The organism is Duganella rivi (assembly GCF_009857435.1).
Taxonomy (GTDB): Bacteria; Pseudomonadota; Gammaproteobacteria; order Burkholderiales; family Burkholderiaceae_D; genus Rugamonas; species Rugamonas rivi.
Window position 1 is genome coordinate 585,339 of sequence record NZ_WWCK01000001.1, and the last position, 20,598, is coordinate 605,936.

The following is a 20,598-nucleotide window of genomic DNA, read 5'->3' on the forward strand; positions in this document are numbered from 1 at the left end:
CAGCCGTGTTATTGGAAGTTCCTATCAAGAGCGCCTATCCCATCGCTCAATGCTTGGTGCGCTTCGCGGAGCGGTGCTGGGCCTTGGTTTCGCCGTGTTCCGTGCGTTGTTTATTGACGATACGCGCCGCGACTTCTTCTTCGCGGCCCTCGTAGCGCCCCTCCTGCTTGAACTTATGCTCAAGCTCCTTGTACTCGCGCTCGCGCTTGGGGCTGGCTCCTTTGGGCATGATGTCCTCCTTGGTTGACGGTCATGCTCACCGTAGGCCAAGCTCGGCGCGTGGTCTGTGGGCGACCTAACCTTGGGCGAACAACGCCTGCAAGTCGCCGTAGGGCATGGCTTGGGCGATCAGGGGGCCGGCGTTGCCGGTGGCGAGGAAGCCTTTCGCCATATCGGCGGCGATCGCCCACAAGGCTTGCGGGATGCCGGAGCCGGCGCTCAGGCGCACCACGCCCAGTTGATGCAGCTCGTCCGCCGACGGCAGGCCCGGCCAGTCCATCACGTTGACCGGCAAACCTGCAGCGGCGACCACGGCCTTGATTTCATCCACCTTGTAAATGCCCGGCACGAACAGGCCGTTGGCGCCCGCTTCCTTGTAGAGGGCGGCCCGGCGCAGCACTGCTGCCACACGCTCTTTTTCCGGCGCCAGCGCGCGCAGGTAGACGTCGGTGCGGGTGTTGATGAAGATGTCTTTGCCTTTCGACGCCGCCAGCTTTTTGATGGCGGTGATTTTCGACGCCAGCAGTTCCGGCGTGTCGTTGCCATCTTCAAGATTGATGCCGGCCACGCCCACTTCGATCAGGCGCAGCACGTCGCGCGCCACTTGTTCAGGCGAGGACGAATAGCCGTTTTCAAAATCCACCGACAGCGGCACGGTCAGCACGCGGGCGATGTTCGCGGCCACGGCGATGGCGTTATCCACCGGCAGATGGTCGTTGTCCGCATAGCCCTGCGCCCAAGCGACGCCGGCGCTGGTGGTGGCAATGGCCGACGCGCCCAGGCTTTCAAACAGGCGCGCGCTGCCGGCATCCCACGCGTTGGGCAGGTGCAGCAGTTTGCTTCCATCGTGCAGTTTTTTGAACTGTTCCATGCGGTCGGTCTCCTTGAATTAGAAAAGGCTGGCTTGCGCCGTCGTCAGGCTGGTAAAACTGTCGTTCATCGGCAGCAGGATCGAGTCGGCGATCGGCTGCAATTGCTTGGTCAGGTAATGCTCGTAGTCGATATGCGAGCGTACCACTTCCAGCGGCTCCGGCCCACCGGTAGTCATCACATAGCTGATCCAGCCGCCGTTCTGGTAGCGCAGCGGACGCTGTTGCGACTGATTGTACTCATCGGCCAAGCGCGCGGCGCGCACTTGCGGCGGCACGTTGACCTTGTATTCCTCCAGCGGCTGGCGCAGGCGCTTGCGGTACACCAGCAAGCTGTCGTAGGCGCCGGACAGGGTTTTCTGCGCGTACTCGCGCACGTAGTCTTGATACGGCTGGTCTTTGAAGATGCGCGTGAACAGGCCTTGCTGGAACTGCTGCGCCAGCGGCGTCCAGTCGCTGCGCGCCACCTCCAGGCCGCGATAGATCACTTCCTGCTCGCCCTTGCCGTTGATGATCAAACCGGCGTAGCGCTTCTTGCTGCCCAGGTCGGTGCCACGGATGGTCGGCATGAAGAATTTTTGGTAGTGCGCGTCGAACTCGATTTCGAGATGGCAGTCGAGGCCGTGCTTGTCCTTCAGCATGGTGCGCCACCAGTTGTTGATGTAGTCCGCCAGCTCCGCGCCGATGGCCAGCGCCGCGTCGTTCGGATACTCCTTTTTCAACCAGATGAAGATGGAGTCGGTGTCGCCGTAGATCACATCGTAGCCGCGCGCCTCGACCAGTTCGCGCGTTTGCTTCAGCATCTGGTGGCCGCGCAGCGTGACCGAGGACACCAGGCGCGGATTGAAGAAGCGGCACTCGCTCGCGCCCAGCACGCCGCAGAAGGAATTCATCAGTAGCTTGAGCGCGGTGGACAGCGGTTCGTTTTTGGCGCGCTTGGCGGCGTCGCGCTGCTTCCAGAGTTCGGTGGTGATGGCGGGCAGGCAGTGCTTTTCGCGCGAAAACACGGTGCCGTTGATGCCTTCCACCACGGTGGTTTTGTCCTCGGCCGCCTCGCCTTCAATCAGGCCGACCGGGTCGACCAGGAAGGTACGGATAATGGACGGATACAAGCTCTTGTAGTCCAGCACCACCACCGAATCGTAAAGGCCGGGCTTGGAGTCGAACACGAATCCGCCCGGCGACGCGCTGCCGTTGATGTCGCCGACGTTGGGCGCCACATAGCCCTCGCGATGCATGCGCGGCAGGTAGTGATGCGAGAAGGCCGCAATCGAACCACCGAGGTGGTCTGCCTGCAAGCCGGTCACGGTGGCCCGTTCGATCATGAAGGCCAGCAGGTTGGCCTTGTGGAAGATGCGCGTGACCAGCTCGCAGTCTTTGAGGTTGTAGGTCGCCAGCGCCGGCTTGTCTTGCTGGAAGCGGCGTTCGATTTCGGCCATCTTGTCGTAGTCGCTGCCGATTTCCTTGCCCTCGCCCAGCATGGCTTGCGCTACGTTCTCAAGGCTGAACGACGGGAACATCCACGACGCCGCTTTCAGGCAGTCGATACCGTCGAGGACGATGCGGCCCGGCATCGGCGCAAACCAGTAATCCTGCTTGCCGGGATGCTCGCGCCATTCGATGGCCTTGCCCTCGCGGCCCAGCGCCAGCGGCACCTTGTACTTATCGGCGTTCTTTTGCAGCACGCGCAAGTCGAACTGCACCACGTTCCAGCCAATGATGACGTCGGGATCGTGGCGCGCCAGCCATGCGTTCAGGCGTTCGATCAGCTGGCGCGGCGTGGCGCAGTATTCAAGAGCGAAATCGACTGGCGGTGGCTCGGCCGGCGTGGCGCCCAGCATGTAAACCTGTCGCTGGCCGCAGCCTTCCAGTGCGATGGAATACAGGTCGCCGTAAGCGCTGGTCTCGATATCGAGCGACACCATGTTCAGCGTGGGCCGGTAATCGGGCGCCGGCTTGAGCTTGCAGTTGTGGATGACGGCACCGCTGGCGTGACCGCCCTCGGCGTGCACGGTGGCGGTGATGAAGCGCTCCATCAGGTAGCGCTCGGGCGGGCGGATGTCGGCCTCGTACAATTTGACGCCGTGGTCGCGCAGGGTGCGCTCCAGCGCCGTCAACTGCTTGTAGCGCGAGGCGTACACGCCCATCACCGGCTGCTGCTGGAAGGTTTTGAGTTCCAGTTCGCGCAGTTCGATGCCGGCGTTGGGATCGATCTGCGCCTCGATCACCTCGCGCAGCGACGCTTCGGCAAACGCCACCGAGGTCTGCGCCGTGAGGCGAACCTTGCGCGGGCCGTTGTCGGTTGCCAGCCAAAAATCAATCTCCGTACCGCTGGGCGTGTCGCGCCAGTGGCGGGTCAGGATGAAGCCGGTTTGTGCGGTATGCGTCATGCCAGAATTATACTGTATGCGCATACAGCCCGCATTAGTCCTGCTGCAACCAGCCTCCCGCCTTGTACGATAGCCGCAACGCCGCCGGCCCGCGCGGCGCCGGACGGTGCTCGGGACGGCCCGGCGTGCCGGGACGTTCAACGTCGAAGGCCACGCCGTCCAGGCTGATTTCAACGGTGGCGCCCTCCTCGTCGCGGCCGGAAAACAGCAGCAAGGCGCCCGGCCCGCGCACGGCGCCGCGCAAGGTGGTCAGGCCCGACCAGCGATAACTCATCAGGTCGCCGGCCAGCCGGGTGGCAGCCTGCACCAGTTGCAGCCGTTCTTCCTGCGATGGATCGCCGCAGCCGACCCAGTGCAGGTGCACTTCGCACAGGCGGCCATGGGCGGCGTCAAACACGTAGTGCAGGCGCGCCGCGCACGGGCCGGGCGGCAGCGCCGGCAGCAGCAGTTCCAGCCGCTGCTCGCCGCTGAGAGGATCAACTTCGTGGCGCAAGACGGCCTTGGGATGCTCGCGGGCGATGATGTCCGCTACCATCGCCAGTTCCATACCCCAGCGGGCGCGGCCATAGCCAAGGCAGCGATAGCGATGCTCGCGCACCTGCCACGAGCGCGGTTGGCCGGTCAGCGATAATTCGAGCAGAGGACGTCGCGCACGGCGGGCAGCCGGCGCTGGCAGGGTGTCTAGGGCGTGCATGAATGGTCGTGCCTGATAAAACTAGCTTCATTTTATGTTGTCACTTCCACTCTTGTATGTAGCACGAAAGTACTACACGCGGTCGCCAGCCCGCGCCGACCGCGTAGAATGGCGGCATGACGCACACTGACCAGCCTGCCGCCCGCCCGATCCACGTCGCCATCGTCGAGGATGATCCCGATTTCAGCAACGCCCTCAGCGTGGTGGTGCAGCAGTCGGCGGATATGCATTTGATCGGCCGCGCCGGCACGCAGGCGGAAGGCCTGGCCATGCTGTCCGGCCCGCCTGCGGATGTGCTGCTGGTCGATCTCGGCCTGCCCGATGGCTCCGGCATCGCCGTGATCCGCGCTGCAGCACAGCTGTGGCCAAGTTGCAGCATCATGGTCAGCACCAATTTCGGCGATGAGACGCACGTGATGCGCTCGATTGAAGCGGGCGCCGCCGGCTACCTGTTGAAGGACAGCTCGCCCTCCAAGATGAGCGACGAAATCCGCAGCATTGCCAACGGCGGCAGCCCGATCAGCCCGATCATCGCGCGCCAGGTGCTGGCGCGCTTCCGCAATGCGCCCGCCGCCGTGCCGGTCAGCCACAATGACGACAGCCCCGCCCTGCTGTCCCAGCGCGAAAAAGAAGTGCTGGACTACATCACCAAGGGCTTCACCGTGCACGAGATCGCCGGCCTGATGCAGCTGTCCCACTTCACCGTGCGCACCTTCGTGCGGCGCATTTACAGCAAGCTCAAGGTAAGTTCCAAAGCCGAGGCCATCTACGAAGCCCGTACCCAGGGGCTGCTGTCCTGATGGAACGCTCGTCGCGGCTGCTGGCCAATCTCCTGCTGTTCTTCTCGGTCGCGGTGCTGATTGCGGCAGCTTCGCTGTATCTGGACAATGACGGCGGCCATGGCGGCGCGCCCAGCCTGCATTTAACGCAGGCCAGTTGGCAAGAAACCGTGGCCGCCGGTTACACGCCGCCGCCGTCAACCATCGATAGCGCCGCCCTGCCCCCTGCCTGGCAACTGGTGGCGCTGCCGTTCAGCCCGTCCATTTCCTTGCTTCGGCAAGCCGAGTCCGGCACCAGCGGCCGGCCACCGCACGCGGTGCGAGTGACGTGGCTGAAGGTGGCGGTGGATGGCCTGCCGGCACAGACGCGCGCGCTTGCGCTGTACGGCATCCGCGTGAAGACCGACGGCACCATCGCCGTCTATATCAACGGCGAGCTGGCTCACCAGGCGCAGCAGAACGGGCCGTCCTGGAACAGCACCCGCACGCCGCTGTGGTTCACGCTCGACCAGCGCCCCGGCACGCCGCCGGTGCGCGAGATTTTGCTGCGGCTGGAACATAGTTACGCGTCGCAGACGGCGGTGTCGTCGCTGCGGCTGGGGCCGGCCGATGTGCTGCGCACCTCTTACCATGTGCGCATGTGGTTGCAGCAGCAATTGCCCGGCATGCTCAGCGCAGCGTTCATGGCGGTGGGCGTGTTTGCCGTGTTCGTGTGGCTGCGCCGTCCGCAGGAGATTGCCTACCTGCTGTTCTTCAACCTGGCGGCGACTGCCTTCCTGCGTGGGCTGCATTTCTACGTCGACCTGCAAGTGGCCAACGACTGGTTCGCGTGGCTGACGGTTAACTCGCTGTTCTGGCTGGTGCTGTCGGTGCACTTCTTCCTGTGCCAGCTGCACCAGCGTCCGCTGGCGTGGCTGACGCGCGCGCTGGTGGCGGTGACCGTGCTGATCGGCGTGCTGACCTTGCCGGTGCTGGCGGTGCTGCCGAATATGCCCACCGTGACGCCGGTGATTTACCCGATTGCAGCTTTCATGAGCCTGGTGGCTTGCGTGGTCGGCGGCATCAGCGCGTGGCGCCATTCGTCCGAGGGGCGGCTGGTGGTGTACGGCCTGTTCGCCTGCACCGCCATGGGCATGACCGACTGGCTGCTGCAGAATAACGTAATCAGCGCGGAAGGCTGGTATCTCGGGGCGTATGCGCCGGCGGTGTGCTTCATCACCTTCGGCATTTTGATGTACCGGCGCTACCTGGATGCGATTGTGGAAGTGGAGCGGGTCAATGCCAGCCTGGCCGAGCGGCTGGCCAAGCGCGAGGTGGAACTGGAAGCCAGCCACCAGCGCCTGCGCGAAATCGAGCTGCGCCAGACCATTAGCGACGAGCGCCAGCGGCTGATGCAGGACATGCACGACGGCCTCGGTTCCTCGCTGATCAGCGCGATCCGCTCGGTCGAGCGCGGCAACATCAGCGACCAGCGCGTGTCGCAAATTTTGAAAGATTGCCTTGATGACCTCAAGCTGACCATCGATTCGATGGAGCCGGTGGAGGCGGATCTGCTGCTGTTGCTGGCTACCCTGCGCTTCCGCCTGGAGCCGCGCCTGGAAGGCACGGGCGTCAAGCTGCTGTGGGAAGTGCGCGAGCTGCCGGCCCTGGCGTGGCTGAATCCATCGAGCGCGCTGCACATCTTGCGGATCGTCCAGGAGAGCATTGCCAACATCCTGCGCCACACGCGGGCGACTGAAATCCGGGTCGGCACCACGTCTGGCCTGGACGGCGTACAAGTGCACATCGCCGACAATGGCGGCGGCTTCGACGTGGCCCAGGCACTGTCGCACAGCAGCGGCCGCGGCCTACAAAACCAGCAACGCCGCGCCGCCTCGGTAGACGGCAACGTCAACTGGCAATCCAACCCCACCGGCACCCTGTTTACCCTCTGGCTGCCGCTGGTTCGTAAAAGCTGAGTTAGGCGCATACCAGCTTGTCGCCGGCCGCAGCCACCTTTATCGCGGCTTCGCGGAGGTCAACAGTGAGGCTTAAGCTCTCAGTCCCAGGCGGCACAGAGTCTAGAACTACACCTTTCACACTGATGGGAAAATGCTGGCCTTCGTGCAGCAGTTGAGCCTTAGCTCCTATCAGCACTACCCCGTCAAGTAGCTTCCCATCCAAGACTCCAACTTGCGCCCAAGCCAAACGGCTGATATGTGTGATTTCAAACGTAAATGCCATGATAGGCCTCCAGTCTTCCCACCAATCGTACATGAATACCACCGCAGGCGCATGCGGTTCTCCCTACGTTCAAACGGTGGAATCCGCCAGCGAACTTCGTTGCGTACAAGTGCGTAGGCAGCAATATATTCCATCACCCATACTACCTCCCTATTTCCTAACTGATTCGCCACAGCGTTATGAATACCTGAGTCAAACTGCAGCGCGTGAAGTAACTCTTCGCACCAAGTGGACTTACTCGGAGCGCGACTACATAGAATAGTATCGCTAGAAAGGCAGCTGGCTGCGGCGCTACGAAGTTTCAGATACTCCCGCGTTTTCAAATTTTGAAAAATTTTGGGCTTGTATCCGCGTCGAACATGCTGCCGCCATTTCTTTTCTGCGAATTTAGTGAACGAGTTAGGTGCTGGCCGGTCGTTAGCGACACGAGTACGGAAAAGCATAGTGGCCGCCACATTGAGAGATTCGATAAAAAATCAGATCTCGGCGCCATGCTTGCTTTTTAAGCTCGCTCAACAAGGACAAAAAAAAGCCCGCTACGGGAGCGGGCTAAATCTATTTCCTTGGAGGAGAATAGAGGAGACAGGTGAATGATGCCGCTTCCCCCACTATTTATCCAATTTATCTTTCTGATGCCAGAGATTCACACGGCGTATATCACTTAGAATTTCACGTCCAGCTTGACGCTGAAGTAGCGGAATACGTCGCGCGGCGGCACCCAGCTGTTGGCCGATACCTGCGGCGAGGTCGCAGTCGGGCCGGCGCGGAAGGACGACGGGCCGCTGGCGTTCGCATTCGGAATGTAGAAGCGATCGAACAGGTTGTTGACGCGGAAGCTGATCTTGTACTTGTCCTGTGCATCGCGCACGCCGAAGCCCAAATCAGTAATACTGTATGCCTTGTTACGCGCGTTCGGGTCGTTGTTGATGTTGGTGCTGTAGTCGCTCTGGTAACGCACATTGGTGTTGACGAAGCCTTTCAGCGGCCAGCCCGGAATGCCAAAGTCGTAGTTGGCGCCGACGTTCAGCTTGATCTTCGGCGTGCCCGGGAAGACTTGGCCGTCCAGATTCTGCACGCCAGTGGTCGAACCCGGCGCGATCGGGAAGCAGCGCGCGTTCTGGCCGGCGATCGAACCGTTGGCCGCCAGCTTGGTGCCGTTCACTGCAACGTTGGTCGGATCGCTATAGCACGGGCCGAACGCCCACTTCTCAATCGTCGGCAAGGTGAAGGCCAGCGCTGCGCTCACGCTCAGGCCGCTGCCGACCATGGCGTTGGCGTCGATCTCGAAACCGTGGGTGCGGATGTGCGGGATCGAGTTCAGCTGGCTGTAAATGGTCGGGTCATTCGGCAGCACGTAGGTGACGTTCTGCTGGTAGCCGAAGAAGTCCGAGTTGTAGTACGTGGCCGCCACCGACATGCGGTTGTTGAACAGGTTGGCCTTGGTGCCGATCTCGAAGCTCTGGCTGGTTTCCGGCTTGACCGGGAAGGCCGCCGCCGCTTTCAGGCCCGAGGTCACGTCATACGCTTCGCCCTTGTAGCCGGTCGATACCTGCGAGTACACCATCCAGTCCGGCGTGATTTGCTTCTGTAAGCTGATCTTGCCGGTGGTGGCCGGATCGCTGTTGCCGTAGCTCTGGAACTGATCCACGCCCACCGGGCCCGGCTTGAACGAGGCCTCGTCCAGCTGGTCGGTGTAGTAGTTGCGCTTGTAGTTGTAGCCCGAAATCTCCTGGTTGAAGCGCAGGCCCGCAGTCAGCGTCCACGTCGGCACGAATTCCCATGAGGCCTGGCCGAAGATCGACTTGTTGGTGTTGTAGATGTCGGTGTAGTAATTGGTCGGGCTCGATGGCGAGGTGGAGCTGCACACCGTCGGCGCCACGCAGTAGCCGCGTATGAAGTGGCGGTAGATCTCGTTATGCGCCACCCACAGGCCGGCCACGTACTTGAAGGTACCGGTGTCCGGCGAGACGTAGCGCAGTTCCTGCGTTTTCGAGCGGATATCGTAGGTGCCGAACTGGTAATTGCCGACGTTAGGCACGGCCGAACCGACCGAGTTGATGGTCGGCTGGTCGGTAAAGTCCTGGTCGCGGAAGTCGTTGGCCAGATACTTGCTCCACGAGGTGATCGACATCAGCGTGGCCTCGTTCGGCAAAGTCCACGACACTTTCAGGCCGACGCCGCGGTCGCTGGAAATCAGGCCGGTCGGGAAGTCGCGGCGCACGTTGCGGTTACCCGGATCGTTGACGTTGATGCCGGCCAGCAGCTGCGATGCCGGCAGTTGCGGATTGCCGTTCAGGTAGACGCCGTCGAGGCCGATCGGGGTCGATACCTGGGTGCCGGCCGCCGCCGAACCCGTGCGCAGGAAGAAACCGTTGACGGCTGTCACGCCGCGCGAATTCTCCTGGAGGTTGTAGCGCGGGCTCAGATCCACCTGCACGCTGTCGATCGGATTCCACTGCAGCTTGGCCATGAAGGTCTTGCCGCCCGAGCCGTTGACGTCCTTGCCGTCGGTCAGGTTGTGGAAGTTGCCCGGCATGCGGGTCTTGCCGGCGTACAGGCGCAGGGCGAAGTGCTCGTCCAGCTGGCCGCCTGCCGAGGCGTTGACGCGCCACTCGTTGTCGTTGGTCAGGTAGGTGCTGGCGCGGTACACCATCGGGCCGGAGATCGGCTTGGTGACGATGTTGACGGCGCCGGCCACTGCCGATTTACCGAACAGCGTCGATTGCGGGCCTTTCAGCACCTCGATGCGCGCCACGTCGGCCAAGTCTTTAAATGCCTGGAACTGGGTGGCGATCGGAATGTCGTCGATGATCACGGCCACGTCCGACTCGACGCCGATGCCGACCGACACAGTGCCGATGCCGCGCATGAAGATGGCGTTGTTGGCCGCCGTGGTGCCCGAGTTCAGGGTCAGCGACGGCATCATGGCCACCACGTCTTCGATCTCGCGGATATTGGTGCGCTGGATTTCCTGCTCGCTCATGACGGAAATCGCCATCGGCACGTTTTCCAGCTTTTCGACCCGCTTGTTGGCGGTGACCACCACGGTTTCCAGCGTGCCGGGCTTGGTGGTGGATTCGTCCTGCTGCGCGTGGGCGTTCATGGACAGTAAAGCGACGGCCAAGGCCGCCGCCATCGGCGTGAGGGGGATGCTGCGTTTCATGCTTGTCTCCTGCTTATAGTTTTAGTTAATCGTTTAACTTAAGTGACGAGCAAGATTAAATCAGCAATTTAAAGAAGTCAATAGATGTGGGAAAACCGCGCAACAGGTGCGCGGAAAACGATTACCTTAACTGTGCCGGACTATTTATAGCGGGCAAGTTCCATCTTGCCGATTTGGCTACGGTGCACCTCGTCCGGGCCGTCCGCCAGGCGCAGCGAGCGGGCGCTGGCGTAAGCATGGGCCAGGAACGGGTCGGCCATGCCGCCGCCGCCCTGCACCTGGATCGCCCAGTCGATCACCTGGCAGGCCATGGATGGCGCAGCCACCTTGATCATGGCGATTTCCTTGGCCGCCACCTTGTTGCCGACCGTGTCCATCATGTGGGCGGCGTTCAGCACCAGCAGGCGCGCCTGGTCGATCATGATGCGGGCCTCGGCAATGCGCTCCAGCGTGACGCCCTGCTCCGCCACCGGCTTGCCGAAGGCGACGCGGCTCAAGCTGCGCTTGCACATCTGCTCCAGCGCGCGCTCGGCCAGGCCGATCAAACGCATGCAGTGGTGGATGCGGCCCGGCCCCAGCCGGCCTTGGGCGATTTCGAAACCGCGGCCTTCGCCCAGCAGCAAATTGGCGGCCGGCACGCGCACGTTGTCGAACACGATTTCGGCGTGGCCGTGCGGCGCGTCGTCAAAGCCGAACACCGGCAGGTGGCGCAGGATGTTGACGCCCGGCGTATCGCGCGGCACCAGGATCATCGATTGCTGCTTGTGGCGGCTCGCATTGTCGGGATCGCTCTTGCCCATGAAGATAAACACGGCGCAGCGCGGATCGTTGGCGCCGGACGACCACCATTTGCGGCCATTGATCACGTAATGGTCGCCGTCGCGCACGATGGAACTGGCGATGTTGGTGGCGTCCGACGACGCCACTTCCGGCTCGGTCATGCCGAAGCAGGAGCGGATGCGGCCATCGAGCAAGGGCGCCAGCCACTGCTTCTGCTGCTCCGGCGTGCCGTAGCGCGCCAGCACTTCCATATTGCCGGTGTCCGGCGCCGAGCAGTTGAACACTTCCGGCGCCCAGTGCACGCGGCCCATGATTTCACACAGCGGCGCGTATTCGAGGTTGGTCAGGCCGGCGCCATGTTCGGAGTCGGGCAGGAACAGATTCCACAAGCCGGCAGCGCGCGCTTTGAGCTTGAGTTGTTCCATAATCTTGGTGGCGACCCACGCATTGCCGGCGGCGCGGTTGGCGTCGATCTCGGCGTGGAAGTTGGCTTCGTTTGGATAGATGTGTTCATCCATGAAGGCCGTGAGCCTGGCTTGTAGCGCCTTTACCTTCGGGCTGTAATCGAAATCCATGGTGTCTCCTCTTTATCGGTATGTGACCGTGCCATGCTGGCCTAGCCACTCAAGGTGCGCGTAGTTGTTCAGGTAATTCAGCGTGAATTGGCCGGGGCGTTGCAGCAGCTTGGTGACGGCGCAATTGGCCAGCGTCCAGTTCAGCTCCATCACCTGGTAGTCCTGTAGTCCCAGCAGGTGCTGCATCAGCGTGGCGATTACGCCGCCGGAGGTGAACACGATGGTGGTCTGCTTGCTGCTGTCGGTATCGAGGCGCTCGAGCGCGCGCACGCAGCGGCGGCGGAAGTCGGGCCAGGTTTCGGTGTAGTCGCTATCATGCCAGCCGCTCATCCAGCGTTGCATGGCGGCGCGGAACAGGTGCTCCAGCGCGCGCGCCGGTTCAACGTGACTGGCCAGCAGCGCCTTGAAGGCGACGGCGTCGGCGTATTCCGGGCAGTGGCGCAGCAGCACCTCGTGGTGATCGAATTCGGCGAAGTCGTGGTCGGTGATCCACTCGGTCTCCACCAGCAGCGGCTTCGGTAGTTCGGCCATGCAGGTGTCTGCCGTTTGGCGATGGCGCGCCATGCCACCGGTGACCACCTTGTGGAAGGCCTGGTGGCTGTTGGCATACCACTGGCCCAGCAAGCGTGCCTGCTCATAGCCCAGCTCCGACAGTTGATCGTAATTGGCGCTGCCGAACGAGGCCTGCCCGTGGCGCACCAGCAAAATTTGTCCCATATCGCATGTTCTCCCAGGCTGGTAGCTTAGCGCCTGTCCTATAATTCATCAAATGAATAGAATTAATTGGCCCGGATAAATATCGTGCATATATCAAAAGTGGATCTGAACTTGTTCATCGTGCTGGAGGCGATATACACCGAAGGCAGCATCACGCGCGCCAGCTTGAAGATGAATTTGACGCAGCCGGCGATCAGCCATGCGCTGAACCGCTTGCGGCAGCTGTTCGACGATCCGCTGTTTGAACGCCAGGGCCATGTGATGACACCGACGCCGCTGGCCCGCTCCATCATCGAACCGGTGCGGCGCGCCTTGCGCGGTTTTGAAGTAACGCTGAACGGTGCGGCGCGTTTTGATGCGGTCAGCAGCGAGCGTAGTTTTTCGCTGGGCGTGCGCGACGTGCTGGAAGCGAGCGTGCTGCCGCAACTGATGGCGGGGATTGCGCGCGAAGCGCCTTCTGTGACGCTGAATACCTTGCAGGTCAGCCGCCGCGAACTGGAAAGCGAACTGGCGGCCGGCACGCTGGACGCATGCCTCGACGTGCTGCTGCCGCTATCGAACGACATCCGCCGTGCGCAGCTGGCGGGCGATAAAACCGTGGTGCTGGTACGGCGCGGCCATCCGCTGGTGAAGCGGCGCGCGCTGCCGCTGGAGACGTATCTGCAACTGGAGCACATCCAAACCAGCTCGCGCCGGCGCGGGCCGGGGCTGGAGGACGTGGAGTTAAGCCGGCTAGGCCTACAGCGGCGCATCCGCCTGCGCTGCCAGCACTACTTCGCCGCCTGCCGCGTGGTCAGCGAAACCGATCTGGCGTTGACGATGCCCGAACGCCTGGCGCGCATCGTCAACCAGCAGTTCAACAACCAGCTCTTGCCCTTCCCTCTGGAGATGCCCTCGCTCGACATCTACCTCTACTGGCACGCCAACGTCGACAACGATCCCGCCAACCTGTGGCTGCGCGAGCAAATCACTGCAGCAATGCAGATCGCCGGTTAATTAGCAGCTGGGTTTTCCGCCAGCGGCCAGGATGCGCACGGTCTTGGCGATGTCGGTGCTGATGCGGGCGATGGCGCGGCGGTGGCCGGCGACTAGTTCGTCGTAACCGGCGCTGACGGTTTCTTGGGCGACGCTGCGGCAGGTGTGGACTTGGGTGCTGCCGACCAGGCGCACGCTCCACACGGCGTCGATCAGCGCGTACCGGCCCGGTGCGGATTCGAAGCGCTGGATGTTGGTGCTGATGCGGTAGACCGGGGCTTTGTCCGGCGTTGGCGTGCGGAAGACGTCGATCGTTCCTAGGTCACCTGATACCGCTAGCGATAGGGCCTGGCCGATTTCTGCTGCGGGCGGCGCGGCCCAGCGTTCCTGTTCCAGCAGGTCGACGCGGCCGGCGCCGGTGGTGACGACCAGCTGGTTGCGCGCTACTTGCTGCGGCACTGTCACCGCCGGTAGTTCGATGTAGTACGCAGGCGTGGCTTGCGGTGCACTGCCGCCCATGCCCACGCTCAGGCTATAGAAGTGCTCCGGCGGCGAGCTTGCGCAGCCTGCTATCAACGCCATCGCCGCAGTCACAAATACACGCATCATTTCTGCTCTCCTTTTTGCTTACCGCGTATCAGCGATTCAGGGTGGCGCTCCAGGTAGTCCGACAGCGCATTCAATGACTGCAAGGTTTGCGTCAACTGTTGCAAGGCTTCGCGCAAATCGGACTGCACCGGCGAATCCTTCTGCAGCAGTTGATCCGCTTCATTGAAAGTCTTGCGCGCCGCTGCCAAGGTGCCTTTCATTTCCGGCACCACTTGCGAGTCCAACTGCTTCATCAGCACATCGACGCTCTTCAAGGTATCGCGCAGGTTTTTGCCGATTTCTTCGAACGGCACTTTATCGAGCTTGCGCGCGATGCTGGAGATTTGCGTCTGCAATTCATCAAGACTGTTCGGCACCGTCGGCACCTCCGGTACTTCCGCCGTCATGTCCACCTTGGCCGGCGCCGCATTCGGGAAGAAGTCCAGCGCCACGTACAACTGCCCGGTCAACAGGTTCCCGGTTCGTAGCTGGCCGCGCAAGCCGCGCGCCACCAGGCGCTCCAGCAACTGCGGGCCGGCGTTGCGTTCCTGCTCACTGGCGATCGACTGCGCAAAGCTGCGGCCCAGGCGCGCCGGGTACATATCGACCGTGACCGGCATGCGGAAGTTCTTCTTCACCGGATCAAACTCGACGCCGACCGAGCGCACCTCGCCCATCACGATGCCGCGAAAATCGACCGGCGCGCCGGGCGACAATCCGCGCAGCGATTGGTCGAAATACAGCACGGTGGTAATCGGCACGCCATCCGGCTCGCGCAGCGCGGTGGCCTGATCTGCGCCCAGCAGAAACTCGCTGCCGGCCGGCGCCACGCTGGATGGCTTCTGCCCCGTGATCGATTCAAACGCTATGCCGCCCACCAGCAATGCCGCCAGCGACTGCGTGTTGACCTTGAAGCCGTTGGAATCCAGCCGCACATCAACACCGCTGGCATGCCACCAGCGCGTATTCTTGCCGACGTATTGATCGTAAGGCGCGCTGACGAAGACCGACATCTTCACGCCGCGCCCTTTCTCTTCCAGGTCGAAACCGGTCACCTGTCCCACTTGAATACGGCGATAGAAAATCGGCGAGCCGACATCGATAGAGCCCAGCGTTTCACCGTGCAGCGTGTAAGTCGTGCCCTTCTCATCGCGCGTCACTTGCGGCGGCTTTTCCAGTCCCGTAAAGTCAGTCCGCGTTTCCTCCGACTTGCCCGCATCGACGCCAATATAAGATCCCGACAGCAGCGTATTCAAGCCTGATACGCCGCTCGCACCGATGCGCGGCTTCACCACCCAGAAGCGCGTATCGGCCGCCGTGAAGCGCTTGGCCTCCTTGCTCATGTCAATCGTGACCAGCACCTTGGACAGATCGCGCGCCAGCGATATCGAGCGCACCAAGCCGATATCCACGTCCTTGTATTTGACCTTGGTCTTGCCCGGCTCCAGCCCGTCGGCGCTGCGGAAGCTGACGATCACCGTAGGCCCTTGATCGAGTATTGACTTAGCCACCAGCGTCAAGCCGATCAGCGCCGCCAGCAAGGGAATCAGCCACACCAGCGACGGCAGCCAGCGGCTGGCCTTCTCCACGTTAGGCTCCGGCAGCGGCGGCGCGCCGCTCTCGTTTTCAGACATGCTTCTCTCCATGGCTATCGATAGGATCCCAGATCAAGCGGGGATCGAACTGCATAGACGCGATCATGGTCAGCACCACCACGGCGCAAAACGCCATGGCGCCGGGGCCGGCCGTGATCACCGCCAGCGACTGGAAGCGCACCAGCGCCACCGTCAGCGTAATCACAAAAATATCGAGCATCGACCAGCGGCCGACAAACTCCACGATGCGGTACAAGGCGGTGCGCTGCAAAGGGCGCCAGCGCGAGCGGCGCTGCGCCGTCCACGCCAGCAAGGCCAGCGCCGCCAGCTTCAGCACCGGCACCACGATGCTGGCAATGAAAATAATCGCCGCCAGCGCTGGGGAGCCGCTCGTCCAGAAGTAGACCACGCCGCTGATGATCGTGTCGTCCTCCTTGCCGAACAGCGAATGGGTGTACATCACCGGCAGCAGGTTGGCCGGAATGTAGAGAATGGCCGCCGCCAGCAAGAAGGCCCAGGTGCGGCCCACGCTGTCCGGGCGGCGCCGGTGCAGGCGCGCGCCGCAACGCGCGCAATACTGGTGCCGCACCGTGTACTTGAGCGACTCCACCAGCCCGCAGCTGTGGCAAGCCAGCAGCGGCGCGCCCTTGCTGAGCGCCGCGTAGTGAAAAGTCTTTTGCGCCACGCGGCGCGGCCCCGGCAAGTGCTCGCCGAGATTCCACAAAATCCTGGGATCGAAGGACACCACAATCGCCAGCATCAGGGTCAGCGCACCAAACGCGAACAGGCCCGGTTGCACTAGCACTTGCGCGAGGCTGGTCATCTTCACGATGGTGATCAGGATGCCGATCATCAGCACCTCGGTCATGCCCCAGCGGCGCGCCATGCCGACCAACCGCAGCAAGTGATCGAAGCCTGCCGGCCGCTCGCCGTTACGCAGCGATAGCGTCACATACAGCAGCGAGCCCAATTCCACCGCCGGCAGCAGAATCGTGAACAGGAACACCAGCACCGCCACCAGCTGCATCTGCTCCATCCACAGCACGCGGATCGCACCGAGCAAGGTAGCGCTGCTGCTATAACCGCCCACCTCCAACTCGACGATCGGGAAGAACTGCGCAATCAGAAAGGTGATCACCGCGCCGAGCGTGATGGCCGCCATGCGGCTGGCGTCGGAATGGATGCCGCGATACAGGATCGAGCGGCAGCGCACGCAGCGCGCCTTCTCGCGCGGGCGTACCGGGCGGCGCAGATGCAGCACGCCGCAATCGTGGCAACTGATTAAATCGTATCGATGCACAGGTTGACCGTTGTATCCATCATGAGCCATATCATACGGCAAAGCCGGATCGGCTATCATAGAGCACGATTTGAATCCCGGAGACAGCCCATGCCCCGCTGTTGGCCCGCCTTGCTGGTCATTGCCCTCGCCTTTTCGGCGCCCGCAGCGGCGCAGGGCCCGGACACGCTAATCTTCGGCACCACCCACGAACGCGGCTCCTTCGCTTACGGCTATATCGACGAATACCTGCAGGCGCTATGCGCCGAAATCCGCCAGCGCTGCCAGTTGCAAAGCCTGCCGGGCCGGCGCGGCGCCGCCATGCTGGCCGATGGCAGCATCGTCGGCGAATTGGGACGGGTGCGCGAGTACAGCGAGCAGCACCCGGAATACAAGCGCATCGACGAACCCTTCATCAGCTTGCGCACTTATATGTTCACACGCGCCAGCCGGCCAGAAATCAATAGCTGGGACGAAGTGGCGAACAAGGTGCGCACCGTCAGCTACCAGCGCGGCGTTTACTTTTACCAGAAACGATTGGAGGCGCTGCGCCCGCAGGTGCAGCCGCACGACGTGCAGACTGTGACGGCCTGCTTGCAGATGGTGCTCAATGGCCGCGATCAGGCCTGCTTGTTCGATGACGGCAGCCTGGGGGAGGATGGCAAGGCGCTGTTGCCGCAAGGCCGGCTTGGCCGGCCGCTCGACGTCCTCAATCTCTACCTCTATCTAGGCAAGGATCATGCGGTACTGGCGCCGTCCATCAACGAGGCGGCCAAGCGCCTCCATGCTCAGGGCTTGAAGACGCGGCTGCACCGCAAGTACATTATTTCGCCTTGACGCTGGATGGCAGTTCCTGGAAGTCGTCCGATTTTTCCAGCGCCTGCCAGGTCGCCATCAGCGCCGGCGGCGGTGCAATCAGCTTGCGGGCGCCGAGATCCAGCCAGCCGCCGGTGCTGTTCACGCGCGCGGCCAGCTTGCCGTCCGGGCGAATGATGTCCGAACGCAGAATCCAGCGGCTGCCGTCTTCCGCCAGGCCGGCAAGGCCCAGCGTCACGGTGATTTCTTCCAGCAGCAGCACTTCCTTGAAATAGGAAATCTCGTCCTTCATCACCACCGGGCCGATATTGAGGCGCATGAATTCACTCATCGGGAAGCCATGCTCCGACAGGAACAGCATGCGCACGTCGCCGGATTTATCGAGGAAGGCCGTATTGCGCATATGGCTGTTGAAGTCCATGTCGCCCCAACCTGCCATCAGCTTTTTAGAAAACATCTTACGCTCCGAGGAAATCAAATAAGGTGCATGCTACCACCTTGGTCGCTTTCCGCAGGTCTTCGAGGTTGAGACGTTCGTCGGCTTTCTTGGCGTTGGATTCGGGCACGGTGCGCGGGCCAGCCCCGTACAGCACCGCCGGAATGCCGTGTTCACCGTACAGGCGCGCATCCGCGTACAGCGGCGTGCCTTGCGCCGGGATTTTCTCGCCGATGAAGGTTTGCGCGTTCTGCTGAATGCTGTCCACCAGTTTTTCCGTACCCGGACGTTCGCGCAGCGCGTGCGACAGCAGCAGGCGCTTGATCTCCAGCGTGATGCCGGGCACGCCCTGCACCGCGTTTTCGATCAGCGAACGCACTTGCGCTTCCACTTGCACCGGATCTTCTTCGGGGATCATGCGGCGATCCATCTTCAGCGTGACTTTACCCGGCACCACGTTGGTGTTGGTGCCGCCGTCGATGCGGCCTACCAGCATGGTCGGCGAGTCGATGCCGGCGATCTTCGATTTGATCTTCTTCAGTTCCGGCAGTTGGCCGTAGATGGCGTTGAGAATACGGGTGGCCGCTTGCAGCGCATCGTGGCCCGTCTCCGGCATGGCGCCGTGGCCGGACTTGCCATGCACCGTAATCTCCAGTTGCAGGCAGGCGTTGTGCGCGGTGACGATGTTGTAGCTGAAGCCTGCGGCGATCACGTAATCAGGCTTGGTCAGCTTTTGCTCCAGCAGCCAGCCCGGCCCGAGCAGGCCGCCGAATTCTTCGTCGTAGGTGAAGTGCAGTTCCAGCCCGCCCTTCAGCGGCACGCCAAGCGCCTCCAGCGCGCGCACCGCAAAGATGTAGGTAGCGAAGTCGCACTTCGATACGGCGGCAGCGCGGCCGTAGATAAAGCCGTTATCGACCACGCCGCCGTATGGCGGATAAGTCCAATTGTCGCCCGGCGGCACTACGTCGCCATGCGCGTTCAGCGCCACGGTCGGCCCGCCCGCCGCATAAGGACGGCGCACGATCAGGTTGGTGATGCTCTCCATGCCGTAATCGCGCACGGTTTGCTCCGGCACCGCGTGCTTCTCGGCAGTCCAGCCGTAGGCCGACACCAGATCGGCCACCACGTCGGCGTGCGGCGCATTGTTACCCGGCGGCGTATCGGTTGGTACGCGCAGCAGTTGCTGCAGCACGCCGACTTCCTCGTCAAAGTGATCGTCGATCCATTGCGCCAGTTGTACTTTTACAGTGCTCATACTCGTTCCTTCATTTAGCGCCGGACTCGTACCACGCAGCGATTTGCGCGCGCTCGGCGTCGGTCATATTGGTCAGGTTAGCCAGCGGCATGGCCTTGGTCTGCACCACCTGCTTGTAGATTTTTTCTGCGTTCTGGTGAATTTGTTCGGCGCTGTCGAAAGCGACGCCCAGCGGCGCGGCCGCGAAGCCCGGCTGCGTTGGATGGGCCGCGTGGCACGACAGGCAGCGCGCATCGATCACCGTTTTCACCTTGGCGAATTCCGCCGCCGGATCGGCAGCTGCCACTACCGGCGCAGGCTTAGGCGGCGCAATCGCCACCGCCACAGCGGCCAGCAGCGCGACGCCTATCGCCGGATAGCGCCATTCAACACGGCCCTTGTGGCGCAGGTTGAAGAAGTGGCGAATGACAACGCCGGCCGCCATGATAAACGCCAGCACCAGCCAGGCGTGATCGTGACGGTAGGTCATCGCGTAGTGGTTGCTGATCATGATGAACAGCACCGGCAGCGTGAAGTAGTTATTGTGGACGCTGCGCTGCTTGGCCTTCTGGCCGTGCACAGGATCGGGCATGCGGCCGGCCGACATCGCCTCCACCATTTTGCGCTGGCCCGGAATAATCAGCATCAGCACATTGCCGACCATGATGGTGCCGATCAGCGCACCGATATGAATGTAAGCCGCGCGGCCGCTCAGCACATGCGTCAGTCCATAAGCAGCAGCGGTAATCAGCGCGAAGATCACCACGCCGAAGGCTGCATCGTGCTTGCCCAGCGGGGAGCGGCACAGCAAGTCGTACACAGTCCAGCCGATGACCAGCGTGCCGATGCCGATGCCCACCGCTTGCAGACTAGTGAGATCCGCCACCGATTTATCGATCATCATCGCTTGCGCGTTGAAGTAGTAAGCGATGGTCAGCAGCGCAATCCCGGACAGCCAAGTGGAATAAGCCTCCCACTTAAACCAGTGTAATTCCTTCGGCAGTTCGGCCGGTGCGACCAGGTATTTTTGCGGGTTGTAGAAACCACCGCCATGCACCGCCCACAGCTCGCCCGACACGCCCTTCTTCGCCAGCTCCGATCCCGGCGCCGGTGGACGGATCGAATTGTCCAGCCACACAAAGTAGAACGAAGCGCCTATCCACGCGATGCCGGTGATGATATGCAGCCAGCGCACGAGAAGATTGGCCCACTCAAGGCCGTACGGGATCAGGTATTCCATGTATTTTTATCGGGTCAAAGATGTGG

Annotated in this window: 18 protein-coding genes; 4 read left to right on the top strand and 14 right to left on the bottom strand. The window is 62.2% G+C overall.

The annotated features are described in order from the left end of the window. Positions 1–46 precede the first annotated feature (46 nt). The 4 genes from GTP45_RS02715 to GTP45_RS02730 form a co-directional block, all read right to left on the bottom strand. Positions 47–229 carry a hypothetical protein gene (locus tag GTP45_RS02715; RefSeq protein ID WP_161012325.1) on the bottom strand — a complete coding sequence of 61 codons (183 nt, stop codon included), beginning with the start codon at positions 227–229 and terminating at the stop codon, positions 47–49. A gap of 66 nt (positions 230–295) precedes the next feature. Continuing rightward, on the bottom strand, positions 296–1,090 hold the full coding sequence (locus GTP45_RS02720; RefSeq protein WP_161012326.1) for an isocitrate lyase/PEP mutase family protein: 795 nt from the start codon (positions 1,088–1,090) through the stop codon (positions 296–298). Between the two features lie 18 nt (positions 1,091–1,108). Then, a complete protein-coding gene (locus tag GTP45_RS02725; protein ID WP_161012327.1) occupies positions 1,109–3,478 on the bottom strand; it encodes a DNA polymerase II in 2,370 nt (789 codons plus the stop codon). Between the two features lie 34 nt (positions 3,479–3,512). Next, positions 3,513–4,172 carry a hypothetical protein gene (locus tag GTP45_RS02730; RefSeq protein ID WP_161012328.1) on the bottom strand — a complete coding sequence of 220 codons (660 nt, stop codon included), beginning with the start codon at positions 4,170–4,172 and terminating at the stop codon, positions 3,513–3,515. 116 nt (positions 4,173–4,288) lie between these two features. On the opposite strand from GTP45_RS02730, the gene GTP45_RS02735 reads away from it, so the two are divergent. Further along, positions 4,289–4,972, top strand: coding sequence for a response regulator transcription factor (locus GTP45_RS02735; protein WP_161012329.1), 684 nt, complete (start codon positions 4,289–4,291; stop codon positions 4,970–4,972). Next, positions 4,972–6,909: a sensor histidine kinase gene (locus GTP45_RS02740; RefSeq protein WP_161012330.1), complete on the top strand. Its 1,938-nt coding sequence runs from the start codon at positions 4,972–4,974 to the stop codon at positions 6,907–6,909. Before GTP45_RS02735 ends, GTP45_RS02740 begins: the two co-directional genes overlap by 1 nt. 1 nt (position 6,910) lies before the next feature. On the opposite strand, the gene GTP45_RS02745 is transcribed toward GTP45_RS02740, so the two are convergent. The 4 genes from GTP45_RS02745 to GTP45_RS02760 form a co-directional block, all read right to left on the bottom strand. Then, positions 6,911–7,174, bottom strand: a complete 264-nt coding sequence (locus tag GTP45_RS02745; protein WP_161012331.1) for a hypothetical protein — start codon at positions 7,172–7,174, stop codon at positions 6,911–6,913. A gap of 661 nt (positions 7,175–7,835) precedes the next feature. Beyond that, the gene (locus GTP45_RS02750; protein ID WP_161012332.1) at positions 7,836–10,337 is read right to left on the bottom strand and encodes a TonB-dependent receptor; all 2,502 of its coding nucleotides are present in this window, start codon (positions 10,335–10,337) and stop codon (positions 7,836–7,838) included. A gap of 140 nt (positions 10,338–10,477) precedes the next feature. Further along, entirely contained in the window at positions 10,478–11,692 is a 1,215-nt protein-coding gene (locus GTP45_RS02755; protein ID WP_161012333.1) for an acyl-CoA dehydrogenase family protein, read from the bottom strand. A 12-nt stretch (positions 11,693–11,704) separates the two neighbouring features. Beyond that, positions 11,705–12,409 (bottom strand): histidine phosphatase family protein, encoded by a 705-nt coding sequence (locus tag GTP45_RS02760; protein ID WP_161012334.1) that lies wholly within the window; start codon positions 12,407–12,409, stop codon positions 11,705–11,707. Positions 12,410–12,493: 84 nt separating this feature from the next. Between GTP45_RS02760 and GTP45_RS02765 the strand changes: the two genes are divergently transcribed. After that, entirely contained in the window at positions 12,494–13,405 is a 912-nt protein-coding gene (locus tag GTP45_RS02765; RefSeq protein WP_161012335.1) for a LysR family transcriptional regulator, read from the top strand. Here GTP45_RS02765 and GTP45_RS02770 read toward each other — a convergent pair whose 3' ends face one another. From GTP45_RS02770 to GTP45_RS02780, 3 genes are read right to left on the bottom strand one after another with little or no spacing between them, the layout of a single operon-like run. Beyond that, positions 13,406–13,993, bottom strand: coding sequence for a PqiC family protein (locus tag GTP45_RS02770; protein WP_161012336.1), 588 nt, complete (start codon positions 13,991–13,993; stop codon positions 13,406–13,408). Continuing rightward, positions 13,990–15,606: a PqiB family protein gene (locus GTP45_RS02775; protein ID WP_161012337.1), complete on the bottom strand. Its 1,617-nt coding sequence runs from the start codon at positions 15,604–15,606 to the stop codon at positions 13,990–13,992. Before GTP45_RS02775 ends, GTP45_RS02770 begins: the two co-directional genes overlap by 4 nt. Further along, on the bottom strand, positions 15,599–16,867 hold the full coding sequence (locus GTP45_RS02780) for a paraquat-inducible protein A (protein WP_161012338.1): 1,269 nt from the start codon (positions 16,865–16,867) through the stop codon (positions 15,599–15,601). The genes GTP45_RS02775 and GTP45_RS02780 overlap by 8 nt, the downstream gene beginning before the upstream one ends. Positions 16,868–16,957: 90 nt before the next feature. Between GTP45_RS02780 and GTP45_RS02785 the strand changes: the two genes are divergently transcribed. After that, positions 16,958–17,683: a substrate-binding periplasmic protein gene (locus tag GTP45_RS02785; RefSeq protein WP_161012339.1), complete on the top strand. Its 726-nt coding sequence runs from the start codon at positions 16,958–16,960 to the stop codon at positions 17,681–17,683. Here the strand turns inward: GTP45_RS02785 and GTP45_RS02790 are convergent. Genes GTP45_RS02790 through GTP45_RS02800 form a run of 3 tightly spaced genes read right to left on the bottom strand, consistent with a single transcriptional unit; the run spans position 17,670 to position 20,572 of the window. Next, on the bottom strand, positions 17,670–18,119 hold the full coding sequence (locus GTP45_RS02790) for a thioesterase family protein (protein WP_161012340.1): 450 nt from the start codon (positions 18,117–18,119) through the stop codon (positions 17,670–17,672). The two genes, GTP45_RS02785 and GTP45_RS02790, sit on opposite strands and share 14 nt — an antisense overlap. 1 nt (position 18,120) lies before the next feature. Then, on the bottom strand, positions 18,121–19,353 hold the full coding sequence (locus GTP45_RS02795) for a M20/M25/M40 family metallo-hydrolase (RefSeq protein WP_161012341.1): 1,233 nt from the start codon (positions 19,351–19,353) through the stop codon (positions 18,121–18,123). Positions 19,354–19,363: 10 nt separating this feature from the next. Then, entirely contained in the window at positions 19,364–20,572 is a 1,209-nt protein-coding gene (locus tag GTP45_RS02800; RefSeq protein ID WP_161012342.1) for a urate hydroxylase PuuD, read from the bottom strand. Positions 20,573–20,598: the final 26 nt, after the last annotated feature.